This window comes from Cellulosimicrobium cellulans, assembly GCF_007679345.1.
Lineage (GTDB): Bacteria > Actinomycetota > Actinomycetes > Actinomycetales > Cellulomonadaceae > Cellulomonas > Cellulomonas cellulans_A.
In genome coordinates this window covers 142,988-155,097 of record NZ_VEGH01000005.1, presented here as the reverse complement: position 1 = coordinate 155,097, position 12,110 = coordinate 142,988, and the positions used below count along the sequence as shown (strand labels likewise).

Genomic DNA, 12,110 nt, shown 5'->3' with positions numbered 1-12,110 from the left:
CCGCCGCGAGGGCGCCCGGCCGGTGCCCGCCGACCCGCACGCCGACGAGGAGGCACGACCCGCATGCTCACCCGCCTGAAGGACGCCTGGGGCCGGTTCGCCACCGCCCGCCCCGGGCTCGCGCAGTTCGTCGTGTTCTTCCTCATCAGCAACGGCGTGACCGTCCTGCAGCTCGCCCTCATGCCGTTCATCAAGTGGCTGTTCGGGATGACGTCCCTGATCGACACGTCGTTCCAGGTGTGGCCCGTCGGCTCGAACCCCGACGGTTCGCAGTACTTCGTCTTCGACTACGCGGAGGGCGCGCTGCCCGGCGGCGGGGGCGGCCTCGCGTACTTCCTGGCCGTGCAGATCACGCTGCTGATCGCCCAGGTGATCAACTTCTTCGCGCAGCGGAACATCACGTTCAAGTCGAACTCCTCGGTCGCGAAGGCCGCCATGTGGTACGCCATCGCGTACGTGATCATCACGCTGTTCGCCGCCGCCGCGCAGGGTTGGTACAAGGCGCCGATCTACGACCTGTTCATCGAGTCCTGGGGTCTCGGGGGGACCGGGGAGACGCTGGCCGACTTCGTCACGATGATCATCAACGCGGCGATCTCGTTCTGGGTGTTCTTCCCGATCTTCAAGGTGATCTTCAAGCAGGTGCCGGGAGCGCCACCTGCCGCCCCCGGCGACGGGTCCGCCGACGCCGACGACGCGGAGGTGCGCTCGACGTGATCCCCGCCGGCCCGGTCCTGACGGTCGTCGTGCCGGCGTACGACGCGGCGGGGTACCTCGGGCGCGCGCTGGACTCCGTCGTCGGCTTCGGGACGGACGTCGAGATCCTGGTCGTCGACGACGGGTCCACCGACGGCACGGCCGCTCTGGCCGCCGGCTACGTCGCGGCGCACCCCGGCACGGTGCGGCTGCTGCGCCAGGCGAACGGCGGGCACGGCGCGGCGATCAACACCGGCCTCGCGGCCGCGCGCGGTGCCTACCTCAAGGTGGTGGACGCGGACGACTGGGTCGAGCCCGAGGCGTTCCGGGCCGTCCTGAGGACGCTGCGCGGATGGGTCGCGGAGGACCGGCCGGTCGACCTGCTCGTGACGAACTTCGTCTACGAGAAGGTGGGCAAGCGGACCAAGGCCGCCGTCCGGTACGGCGGAGCGCTGCCACCGGGGCGGGTGCTGCGCTGGGCGGACACCGGCCGGTTCGCCAACCGCCAGTACCTGATGATGCACGCGCTGACCTACCGGACCGCCGTGGTGCGCGAGTCCGGGCTCCGGCTGCCCGAGCACACGTTCTACGTGGACAACCTGTTCGCCCTCGTGCCGCTGGCCCGGGTGCGGTCGCTGTACTACCTCGACGTCGACCTGTACCGGTACTTCATCGGGCGGATCGACCAGTCCGTGCAGGAGCAGGTGATGATCCGGCGGCTCGACCAGCAGCTCCGGGTCACCCGGCTGCTCCTGGCGCACGTGGCCGGGATCCGGGTGGGGGAGCCGCAGCTGCACCGGTACCGGCTGCACCACCTCGCGATCACCTGCGCGGTGTCGTCGATCCTCGCCGTGCGGGCCGGGACGGAGGCGGCCCTCGCGGAGCGGGACCGGCTGTGGACCGAGCTCCGGGCGACCGACCCGTGGCTGTACCGGCGCGTGCGGTGGTCGGCGGTCGGGCAGCTGTCGAACCTGCCGGGGCGTGTGGGGCGGCGGGTGTCGGTGCTGGCGTACCGGGTGGCGCGGCGGAGGATCGGGTTCAGCTGAGCGGCGTGAGCGCGGGTTGTGCGTGTGCGATTGCGTGACCTAGCGTCGATCCGCAGCCGCTGACCAACCCCATTGAGGTGCGCCGGGGCGCGCCTCGTGCCCGACGGAGGGAACGCGGCTCATGGGACTGCGCGCGACTCGGCCCGACCGACGGGGCCTTCGGCCGCCGAGCACCGAGGACGTCGTCCTCTCCCTCGACGGCGTCACGCACGTCTTCGAGACGAAGGCCGCTCCGGTCCGCGCCGTCGACGACGTGACCGCCGAGTTCCGCCGCGGCACCTGGACCGCGATCATGGGCCCGTCCGGCTCCGGCAAGTCGACGCTGCTGTACTGCGCAGCCGGCCTCGTCCGCGCCACCGCGGGCCGCATCCTCCTGGACGGCGTCGACGTCCGCACCGCGTCGGAGCGCCGACTCACGGAGCTCCGACGTCGGCAGCTCGGATTCGTCTTCCAGGACTTCAACCTCATCCCCGCGCTGACGGCCGAGCAGAACGTCGGCCTGCCGGCCCGCTTCGACGGTCACCCCGCCGCGGACGACGCCGTCCGCGCCTCGCTCGAGCGTGTCGGCCTCGGTGACAAGCTGCAGTCGCGGCCCGACGCGCTCTCCGGAGGCCAGCGGCAGCGCGTCGCGATCGCGCGGGCGCTGCTCACCCGGCCGGCGGTCGTCATCGCCGACGAGCCGACCGGCGCCCTCGACTCCCGCTCCGGGGAGGTGGTGCTCCGCGAGCTCACGGCGCTCACCGACGAGGGGTCGGCGGTGGTGATGGTCACGCACGACCCGGTGGTCGCGGCGCACGCCGACCGCACGCTGTTCCTGATCGACGGGCGGCTGGTGGACGAGGTCGCCGGCGGCTCGCCCGCCACGATCGCCCGGACGCTCGCGGACCTGGACACGCGCGCATGAGCGCTCGGACCCCGCTGACACCGGCGTTCCTGCGCGAGCACCGCTGGGCCTACGCCGGGCTCGTCGTGGTCGTCGCGGCAGCGTCGGCGCTGTCGACCGCGTCGATCGGGCTGCTCGCCGCCGCGGGAGACGGGGACGGGCTGACGCTCGCGAGCGAGGCGCCGCGCGCTGCGGCGGAGGCGCGGGTCGCGCTGGAGTCGGTGCAGTACGTCACCGGGCTGATCGCGGGCGTGTGCCTGTTCTTCGCCGTGTTCCTCGTCGGGTCTGCGACGGGGTTCGCCGTCGAGGGGCGTCGGCGTGAGCTGGCGATGCTGCGGCTGGCGGGCGCGACCCCGGGGCGGGTGACGCGTCTCGTGCTCGGCGAGGCGGCAGTCGTCAGCGTGATCGCCTCCGCCGGCGCGGCGGTGGCCGGGATGGTCCTGCTCGCGCCGTACGCCGCGCTGCTCGTGCGGCTCGACCTGGCTCCTCGCGGGTTCGAGCCGTCCGCGCGGCCGGCGCTCGCCGTGGTGTGCGCCGGTGGAGTCGCCGTCGTCGCGGTCCTCGGTGCGCTCGCACCCGCTCGACGTGTGGGGCGGGTTCGGCCGATCGAGGCGCTCGCCCAGGGCGACGCGGTGCGCACGCTGCTCGGGCGAGGCCGACTCGTGCGGGGTGTGCTCGGCGCTCTGGCGGTCCTTGCTCTTCTCGTCCTGCCGCCGTCGGTCGGCGAGGTGCAGGCGGTGACGCTGCTCCTCGCGGGGGCGAGCGTGATCGCGCTGTCGGCGTTCGCCCCGGTCGTGATCCCCGCCGTCGCTCGGTTCGTGGGCGCAGTCGCCGTGCGCGTGGCGCCCGGGGCGGGACTCGTGGCGCGGGAGCACGCGGCGTGGGACGTGCGGCGGACGGCGGCGCTCGGCAACCCGGTCCTGCTGCTCGTCGCCCTCGCGACCGCGCTGTTCATGGTGGCGCAGACCGGGCAGGCGATCGGGTTGCTCGAGTGGCGGGACCAGATCCGCGCCGACGTCATGGCGACGAGTGTGCGGGCGGTCGACGCGGAGGACGTGGGAATCGGCACCGCCGAGGCGGAACGGCCGGACCTGGACCTCGGGGCGTCGGCGGTCCGGTACGAGACCAGCAACCGGTGGGCCTGGCCCGAGGGGCGACCCGGGTTGCCGACGGTCGCCTGGACGGATCCGGAAGCGTTGACCTCGATGGTGGACGCCGCGGTCGTCGCCGGTCGGCTGTCCGACGTGCACGGCGACGCGGTCGCGACCACCGATCGGTCGGCGCACGTCGGAGACGCCCTCGCGATCATCGCGCCGGACGGGTCGCTGCGGGAGCTGACCGTCGCGGCCGTCGTCGTGTCGACGGCGTTCGTGCAGGACGACGTGCTGGCCGCCGACGACGCGCTGCGCGAGCCCGGCGACGTCGTCGACTCGCGGTGGTTCGTCACGGCGGCGCCCGGTGTGGATGCGGCGACGGTGGTCGCGGACGTCCGCCGGGCCCTCCCCGCCGCCGACGTCGTGACGGTGCCGGAGTGGGTCGAAGCGCGGATCCGAGCCGGCCGGGTCGCGCAGACGCAGGGGCTGTCCGCCCTGGTCGGGGGCGCGGGGATCCTCGCGCTGTGCGCGGTTGCGCAGTCGGTCGGCACGTCGATGCGGGAGCGTCGCGGAGAGCTGCGGCTGCTGCTGCGGGTCGGTGCCGGTCGGCGGTCGGTCGTCGGGACCGCCGTGCTGGAGGTGGTGGTCGTGCTCGCGACGGCGGCGGCGCTCGCCGCGGCCGCCGCCGCGGCGTTGTACGGACGGATGGCGTCCTACCTGCGGCACGACGGGGTGGACCTCATGCCCTCGGTGCCGGCCGGGGTGCTCGCGGTCGTCCTCGCGAGTGCCGTGGTCGTGGCGGTGGCGAGCGCCGCGGCAGGTGCGTGGTCGGCGACGAGCGAGCGGAGCGCGTGACCTCGAGCGAGTGGCACGAGCAGGATAGCTGACGGCGCCGCTCGCGGGCGCGTGGCACGATCCGTCGGGTGACGAGGCCAGCTGCACCGATCGCGCGATCCCGCGTCGCCCCCCTGCGCATCCGCATGACCGGCCGCGACCCCCGCGAGGAGCGCCGCGCCGCCACCCCGCTCGAGCTGCTGTTCGACCTCACCTTCGTCATCGCCTTCGGCCGCACCGCGGAGGAGCTCGCCGTCCTGGTCGCAGACGGCCACGTCGGCCCGGCGATCGTCGGGTTCTCCTTCGCGACGTTCGCCGTGTCCTGGGCCTGGATCAACTTCACGTGGTTCGCCTCGGCCTACGACACCGACGACTGGCTGTTCCGGCTCACCACGATGGTGCAGATGGTCGGCGTGCTGATCCTGGCGCTGGGTGTGCCGCCGATGTTCGAGTCGCTCGCGGCGGGGGAGCACCTGGACAACCGGGTGCTGGTGCTCGGGTACGTCGTCATGCGCGTGCCGATGGTGCTGCAGTGGGCGCGCGCCGCGGTCGCCGACCCCGCCCGCCGACCGAGCGTCGCCGTGTTCATCACGACCCTGCTCGCGGCGCAAATGGGGTGGGTGACGCTCGCCCTGCTCGACCTGCCGACCACGACGACGTTCGCCCTCGTCGTCCCGCTGGTGCTGCTGGAGCTCGTCGGGCCGGTCGTCGCCGAGCGCGTGCACGGCGGGACCCCGTGGCACCCGCACCACATCGCCGAGCGGTACGGGCTGGTGGTGATCATCGCCGTGGGCGAGGGGCTGACCGGCACGACGTTCGCGCTCGCGGCGATCATCGAGGAGTCGGGCTGGACGGTCGAGACCGCGCTGCTCGGGCTGGCGGGCGTCGCGCTGACGTTCGGGCTGTGGTGGGCGTACGACGTCATGCCGAGCGGCGAGCTGCTGGCCGCCCGTCGCCGACGCTCGTTCTCGTGGGGGTACGGGCACATCGTGCTGTTCGGGGCGATCATCGCGATCGGCGGCGGGCTGCACGCGGGGGCGTACTACCTGCTCGGGGAGAGCACGCTGTCCGCCGTGGGCACGGCGCTGACCGTCGCGGTGCCGGTGGCCGTGTACGTCGGGACGTTCTACGCGCTGTTCGCCGTGCTGACCCGGGCGCACGACCGGTTCCACGTGGTGCTCGTCGGGGTGTCGGTGGGGGTGGTGGCGGCGAGCGTGGCGCTCGCGGCCGCCGGGGTGCCGTTGGTGTGGTGCCTGCTCGTGCTCGCGGCGACGCCGTGGGTGACCGTCGTCGGGCACGGGCTGGCGGGGCGGACGGCGTCGGGCGCGTTGCCCGGTCGCGGCACCACTGCAGGAGCCGTCGACTGACTGGCGGCCCGCCGCGAGCCTCCATCGCGGTCCTGTGGACGACGGGGAGTCCTCGCCCGCAGCCACGGGCCCGTTGCTAGGCTCGCGCAGGTCAAGTCACCCGAGCCCGCACTGGAGATCGTGCCGATGAACGAGGTGCAGCCCGCCTACTACGTCCCGTGCGTCTCCGACGCAGACGGGCAGCTGCGGGTCGCTCTCCGCACGACCAGCGACGGCCGGACCGCCCTGCTCGTGTACTCCGCGCTCGACCGTCTCCGGGCGGGTGCGGGTGAGGTGCCGTGGGCGCTCCTCACGCTCGCAGACCTGCAGCGGGTCAAGGACGAGACGCCGTATGACGTCATCTACCAGGACCTACGGATCCCCGACGAGCACCGCGGGGTCCCGGCGTGAGTGAGGTCGTCGTCGACTACGAGGTGATCGACGACCTCGCGAGTCGGCTGCAGTCGGCTGCCGCAGGTCTCGGGTCGTGGGGTGGCTCGATGCCGGCGCTGCCCGGGGCCGGTGCCGGTTCTGCGCAGGCGGCCGCGATGGCCGGGCACCTGCTCGAGCAGCTGGCCCACCTGACGCTCGCACTGGAGTCCGCGGCTGAGGCGTTGGGCGAGACGCGCGCCGCGTACGCGGCCGCCGACGACCACGCCCGTTCGCGAGGCACCGGGCTGATGGTGGCGATGTGAGCGATCTCGACACGACGCTGGAGGCCGACCCGGCAGGTCTGCGGGCCATCGCCGCCTGGCTCCGAGCCGGCTCGGGGGACAGCATCGCGTACGCCGCGAGCACCCTCGGCAGCGCACGCGAGGACAGCGGCGACTGGACCGGGGACTCTGCGACGGCGTTCCGGGGCCGCATGGGCTCGGTGCTGGCTACCACCGACTCGGCCAGATCGTCCATCGACGAGGCTGCGGGAGGGCTGGAGCGGTTCGCGGACGCTGTCGCTGGCCTGCAGTTGCGGGTGGCGTCCCTTCGCGAGACGGCGACGGGCCGCGGGCTCGGTCTGACGACGACGACGGTGCTTCGGCCGGCGGAGCCGGGACCGACGCCGACGCGACCCGGCGACGACGCCACCCCCGCGGACACCCGTGCCTACCAGCAGGCGTCGACCGCCCATGCTGCTGCCGTGAGCCGGCAGGCGGCGTTCCAGCAGGCGTCCACCGAGATGGCGTCGGTGCGAGCCGACCTCACCGCGGCGGAGCTGGACCTCGAGAGGGTCGGGGCCGCGGTGCAGACGCTGCTCGTCCCAGCGCTCGACTTCCTCACGGGCGCCGGGATCCAGGCGGTGACGGATCAGGCGACGGCGGCCATGCGCGGGCACGCCGCCATGCTGCGGAACCAGGCGGCGAGCGCGCTCGCCGAGGCCGCGCGCCCGGGCGCGGGGCGGTTCCCCGCGTCGTTCTACGACGACGTCGACTTCGCGCGGGGGAGCGGCGCGCAGGCTGCCGCCCTGACCGACGACGCGGCTCGGCTCGCTCGCGCCGGCAAGGCAGCAGGTGCGGTGGTCGGCGGGGTCCTCACCGGGGTCTCGATCTACACGGACATCCAAGCCGGTGAGTCGGTGGGCCAGGCGGCCGTGTCGAACGTCGTCGGCTGGGGCGCCTCCGTCGCCGCAGGAGCCGCGATCGGTACGGCGATCGGCACGGTCATCCCCGGGGCGGGCAATGTCGTCGGTCTCGTCGTGGGCGGTGTGGTCGGCGGCGCGGTCGGCATCTTCACCTCCGGGGCGATCGACGGTCTCTGGGAGAACAACTGGGACGTCGGTGCTGCGTTCGAGAACGGCGTGCGCGACCTGGCCGACACGGGGAAGGCTGTCGTCGATCTCGCCGAGCAGGGCGCCGCCGCGGTCGGGGACGCCGTCTCCGCGGTGGGCGACGGACTCTCTGACGCATGGGACTCGATCTTCGGATGAGCAGTTACCCACCCCCGGCGACTCCTGACCGCGGCTCCCTCGGCCCGGGCGCCCACGAGGACCCGTGGCTGCGCTCTGCGCGGCGTCGCGAGCTGCCCGTCCTGATCGGCGTCGTCGCGTTCGGTGCGCTTCTCGTGGTGGTGGGTCTCGCTTCCGCACCCGTCGTCGTGCTGGGCCTGTGGATCATCGGCGTGGGTGCCCTGCTCCTCGTCGCGCGCGGCGTCCGCGACCGGCAGGAGCGCGGCCAGGGTCCCCGAGGGGCGATCACGCTCGCGACGCTCGACGGGCAGCCCGCAACGCTGCTCGGCGAGCACCGCGCGCGAGGCCTGCTGACCGCAGGCCTGACCGCGTCGCCGGGCGTGCTGTTCCTCGCCGCCTCGGGATTCGGTGCGGGCGGTGCCACGTCGACCGGCCTGGCGGTCGTCGGCTGGCTCGTGGGCCTCGCGTTCGTCGTGGCCGGCGTCCGGCAGGCGGGCCGAACCCGTCGGCTCGGCGTGTGGCTCACCTCGTCCGGCCTGACGGTGCGTGATCGAGACCACGCGTACCACGTCGGGTGGCAGGATGTCGCCGCGGTGACCGAGCCGTCGCGGAGCACCGACCTCGTCGTCGTGCTCGCCCGGGACTCCTCTGCGGTGACGGTCACCGGGCGGGAGCGCAGGAGCTTCCCGCGCGGGCCCCGGGGCGAGATCCCGGTGCGCACCGAGGCATCTGCACTCGATGCCCGGGCCCTTGCACGGGTGCTCGATCGCATCCGCGTCGAACCTGACCGCGGGTGGCTCGGGACACAAGCGAGCCGCGAGACGGTCGTCCGCATCGCGCAAGGCTGAGTTCGCCGGCCGCTCCGCGCGGACTCGGGGGTCGGACCGGCGTCACTCCTCCGCCGCACCCCGGTCCACCAGGGTGAACACGCTCGCCGGGCTCGACGGGTCCGGGTCGAGCGCGAGCCCGCCCTCCTGGTCCGCCACCACGACGCCCGCGGCCGACGAGATGTTGACCTGCTCCGGCTGGTCCAGCGTCGCGACGTCGAGCTGCTGGTCGGGCGCGGCCGGGTCGCACGGCGCCACGGTGATGACGTCGTCGCCGGGCAGGCTCAGGCAGGACGGCTGGCCGTCGGTGGTGGCGGTCGTCCGGACCTGGAAGGTCTCGCCGGTGGGCTCGAACACCCACGTGGTCGGGACGCCGCCGGCCTCGGCGGGGTCGGCGACGGTGGTGACTCCGCCCTCGGTGGTCGTGGTGACCCACTCGCCGCCGTAGGTCTGGATGTCGACCTGGTGGGTGCCGACCAGCAGATCGCCGCCCGCCGTGGCGTCGTCGCCCGCCCCGGTGTCGGACGTCGTCGTGACCGGGTCCGGCGCGGGCGCGGTGTCGGTGGTGTCCTCGGCCTCCGCAGTGCCGCCGGTGCACGCCGACGTCCCGACGACGAGGGCGCCGGCCGCGAGGGCGAGCGCGAACGTCCGGGCGTGGGTGCGCGGGCGGCGGGTGGGGGTCGTGATCACGGTGGTCCTCCAGCGGGTCGGCCCGACCGCTGCTCGATCGGTGGTAGCCGCGAGGGGCGCTTCCGCACGTCCCTCACCTCGAACGTAACGAGACCTGGGGAGGGTGCAACCGGGTCACGACCGGCGCACGCCCGGAAGTGACCCTGCCACTCATCTTCCGGGATCGGTAGGCTTGTGCGCATGGAGGTGTCCGTCCGCGAAGCAGCCGACGCGCTGGGCGTGAGCGACCGCCGCGTGCGCCAGCTCATCGAGGCCGGCCGGATCCGCGCCCGCCGTGTCGGGTCGCAGTGGCTCGTCGACGGCGCCTCGCTCCCGACCGCCCCGCGTCGCAGCCGACCGCTCAGCCCGACCGAGGCGTGGCTGCTGCTGGCGACGGAGGAGGCGCCCCGTGGTCGCCCGGGTCGGTGGCGCGCGCGCCGGGACCGGCTCCGGAGCGACCCGTCGCCGGCGTCGCTCCTGGCGTCGTGGACCGCAGCGCGCGGGGACCGGCTCCTGTTCACGACCCGCGAGCCCGCGGGCGTGCTGGCGGATCCCGCCGTCGTCCGCTCCGGCGTCTCCGACCCGCGCTCCGGCATCGGTGCCGCCGTCCTCGCCGAGGGCTACGTCCGCCGCGACGACCTCGACGCGGTGCGCCGTCGACACCTGCTGCGCCCCGCGGTCGGTCCGCCCGACGTCATCCTGCACGTCGTCGCGGCGCTCCCGGCCGACCCGGTGCCGCCGCTGGTGCTCGCCGCCGACCTGGCGGAGCACGAGGGTCCGCGCGAGCTCGCGCGCGCCGGCGAGCTGATCGCCCAGGTGGTGCGCGCCGCATGACGATCGCGCTGCCACCCATGACCCACGCCCAGACCGCCGGGTGGCACGCGCTCCTCGACGTGCACGAGCGCCTGCCCCGGAGCCGGACGCTCGTCGGCGGGCAGATGGTGCACCTGCACTGCGCCGAGCGGGGCGCCGCCCCGGCGCGGCCGACCGACGACCTCGACGCGGTGCTGGATGTCCGGGCCGACGGCCGGATCCTGCACCGGTTCACCAGCGCGCTGGTCGACCTGGGCTTCACCTCGGGCGGCACGAGCCCGGCCGGGCACCAGCACCGCTGGACGCGCGGGCCGGCGCAGATCGACGTGCTCATCCCGCGCCGCGTGGGGGAGCGGGCGGCCGGGCGCCGCGGGGTGCACGGCGGCACGACGCTGGAGACGCCCGCCGCGCAGCAGGCGCTCGACCGGAGCGCCGTCGTCGAGGTGACGGCGGCCGGCGTCGACGGCCGGGTCCGGCGGCCGAACCTGCTCGGCGCCCTCGTCGCCAAGTCGGCGGCGCACACGGTGGTGCTCGATCCGGGCCGCGCGCGGCACCGCGCGGACTTCGCGGTCCTGACGACGCTGATCGCGCCGTCGGACCGGATCGAGGAGGCGGGGCCGCGGGACCGCCGCTACCTGCGCGGCATGCTCGCGGCGCTCGCGGACGACCGGCGCACGCTGCTCCGGGTCGACGGGGCCGGGGACGGCGTCGCCACGCTGCGGGAGATCCTGGACGCGTAGCCGGCGAGGGGCGGACCCACCCACCGGCCCGCCCCCTCGCCTCGACCGCCCTACCGGACGCCGCTCGCCGTCACCCCTGCGTCAGCGGCGCCAGCGTGTCGTCGTTCTTGTACACGTCGGCCGCGTTCTCCTTCGTCACGATCACGGGCGTGAGCAGGAACGACGGCACGACCTTGACCCCGTTGTCGTACGACTCGGTGTCGTTGATCTCCGGCTCCTCGCCCTTCTGCAGCGCCTGGATCTCCTTGATCGTCTGCGCCACGAGCTCGCGGGTGTCCTTGTAGATCGTCGAGTACTGCTCGCCCGCCATGATCGACTTCACCGACTCGACCTCGGAGTCCTGGCCGGTGACGACCGGGGTCTCCTTGCCGGCCTGCGCCACGGAGGTGAGCGCCGCGCGGCCGAGGGTGTCGTTCGGCGACAGGACGCCGTCGAGCTCCTCGGAGCCGTACGAGCCGGCGAGGATCGTGTCCATGCGCTTCTGCGCGTTCTCGGCCTTCCAGCCCTGCGTCGCGACCTGCTCGAACGACGTCTGGCCGGAGACGACGACCAGGGTGCCGTCGTCGATCTTCGGCTGCAGGACGCTCATCGCGCCCTCGAAGAACGGCGTGGAGTTGGCGTCGTCGGGGGAGCCGGCGATGAGCTCGATGTTGTACGGGCCCTCGCCCTTGCGCTCGGCCAGGCCGTCGAGCAGCGCCTGCCCCTGCAGGACGCCGACCTGGTAGTTGTCGAACGCCACGTACATGTCGACGGCGTCGGTGTTCTTCACCAGGCGGTCGTAGGCGATGACGTGGGCGCCGGAGTCGACCGCCGCCTCGAGCTGGGAGCCCAGCTGCGAGCCGTCGATCGCGCCCACGACGATCACGCTGGCGCCCTGCTCGGTCATGGCCTGGATCTGGTTCTGCTGCTCGGTGACGCCGCTGTTCGCGAACTGCACGATCGGGTCGTACCCGGCCTCGGTCAGCCCGTCCTTGAACAGCTGCTCGGCGAGCACCCAGTTCTCCGACGTCTTCTGCGGCAGGGCGACGCCGATGGTGGCGTCGGCCGCGAAGCCGCCGCCGCTCTCGGACGACCCGGCGGTCTCCTCGGTGGACGACCCGCCACGCTCGGACGAGCAGCCGGACAGGAGCAGTGCTCCGGCGGCCCCGGCGGCGACCAGCGCCGCAGTCAGCTTCTTCATGGGTGGTGTCACTCTTCCTGGTTGGGCACCCGTCGTTGGGTGCGGTCGAGCGTCGTGCCGGGGGTCGGCACGATGGAGTGCG

Annotated in this window: 13 protein-coding genes; 11 read left to right on the top strand and 2 right to left on the bottom strand. The window is 74.0% G+C overall.

All coding sequences use genetic code 11. The features are described from left to right. Nucleotides 1-63 precede the first annotated feature (63 nt). From FS882_RS08600 to FS882_RS08560, 9 genes are all read left to right on the top strand, one after another. On the top strand, nucleotides 64-717 hold the full coding sequence (locus FS882_RS08600; RefSeq protein WP_262348158.1) for a hypothetical protein: 654 nt from the start codon (nucleotides 64-66) through the stop codon (nucleotides 715-717). Beyond that, nucleotides 714-1,742 (top strand): glycosyltransferase family 2 protein, encoded by a 1,029-nt coding sequence (locus tag FS882_RS08595; protein WP_158372656.1) that lies wholly within the window; start codon nucleotides 714-716, stop codon nucleotides 1,740-1,742. Before FS882_RS08600 ends, FS882_RS08595 begins: the two co-directional genes overlap by 4 nt. A 121-nt stretch (nucleotides 1,743-1,863) precedes the next feature. After that, on the top strand, nucleotides 1,864-2,646 hold the full coding sequence (locus tag FS882_RS08590) for an ABC transporter ATP-binding protein (protein ID WP_158372655.1): 783 nt from the start codon (nucleotides 1,864-1,866) through the stop codon (nucleotides 2,644-2,646). Next, a complete protein-coding gene (locus FS882_RS08585; RefSeq protein WP_158372654.1) occupies nucleotides 2,643-4,574 on the top strand; it encodes an FtsX-like permease family protein in 1,932 nt (643 codons plus the stop codon). Before FS882_RS08590 ends, FS882_RS08585 begins: the two co-directional genes overlap by 4 nt. A 125-nt stretch (nucleotides 4,575-4,699) precedes the next feature. Continuing rightward, on the top strand, nucleotides 4,700-5,920 hold the full coding sequence (locus FS882_RS08580; RefSeq protein ID WP_158372653.1) for a low temperature requirement protein A: 1,221 nt from the start codon (nucleotides 4,700-4,702) through the stop codon (nucleotides 5,918-5,920). A gap of 126 nt (nucleotides 5,921-6,046) precedes the next feature. Continuing rightward, a complete protein-coding gene (locus FS882_RS08575) occupies nucleotides 6,047-6,310 on the top strand; it encodes an SAV_915 family protein (protein ID WP_158372652.1) in 264 nt (87 codons plus the stop codon). Further along, entirely contained in the window at nucleotides 6,307-6,594 is a 288-nt protein-coding gene (locus FS882_RS08570) for a hypothetical protein (protein ID WP_158372651.1), read from the top strand. Before FS882_RS08575 ends, FS882_RS08570 begins: the two co-directional genes overlap by 4 nt. Then, nucleotides 6,591-7,820: a hypothetical protein gene (locus FS882_RS08565; protein WP_158372650.1), complete on the top strand. Its 1,230-nt coding sequence runs from the start codon at nucleotides 6,591-6,593 to the stop codon at nucleotides 7,818-7,820. The genes FS882_RS08570 and FS882_RS08565 overlap by 4 nt, the downstream gene beginning before the upstream one ends. Continuing rightward, nucleotides 7,817-8,647 (top strand): hypothetical protein, encoded by an 831-nt coding sequence (locus FS882_RS08560; protein WP_158372649.1) that lies wholly within the window; start codon nucleotides 7,817-7,819, stop codon nucleotides 8,645-8,647. Before FS882_RS08565 ends, FS882_RS08560 begins: the two co-directional genes overlap by 4 nt. A 42-nt stretch (nucleotides 8,648-8,689) precedes the next feature. Here FS882_RS08560 and FS882_RS08555 read toward each other — a convergent pair whose 3' ends face one another. Next, entirely contained in the window at nucleotides 8,690-9,316 is a 627-nt protein-coding gene (locus FS882_RS08555; protein WP_158372648.1) for a hypothetical protein, read from the bottom strand. Nucleotides 9,317-9,496: 180 nt separating this feature from the next. Here FS882_RS08555 and FS882_RS21360 point away from each other — a divergent pair, with 180 nt between their 5' ends. Continuing rightward, nucleotides 9,497-10,129 (top strand): helix-turn-helix domain-containing protein, encoded by a 633-nt coding sequence (locus tag FS882_RS21360; protein ID WP_222848174.1) that lies wholly within the window; start codon nucleotides 9,497-9,499, stop codon nucleotides 10,127-10,129. Beyond that, nucleotides 10,126-10,848 carry a hypothetical protein gene (locus FS882_RS08545; protein ID WP_187365222.1) on the top strand — a complete coding sequence of 241 codons (723 nt, stop codon included), beginning with the start codon at nucleotides 10,126-10,128 and terminating at the stop codon, nucleotides 10,846-10,848. Before FS882_RS21360 ends, FS882_RS08545 begins: the two co-directional genes overlap by 4 nt. 70 nt (nucleotides 10,849-10,918) lie before the next feature. On the opposite strand, the gene FS882_RS08540 is transcribed toward FS882_RS08545, so the two are convergent. Beyond that, nucleotides 10,919-12,028 (bottom strand): sugar-binding protein, encoded by a 1,110-nt coding sequence (locus FS882_RS08540; protein WP_158372646.1) that lies wholly within the window; start codon nucleotides 12,026-12,028, stop codon nucleotides 10,919-10,921. Nucleotides 12,029-12,110 lie beyond the last annotated feature (82 nt).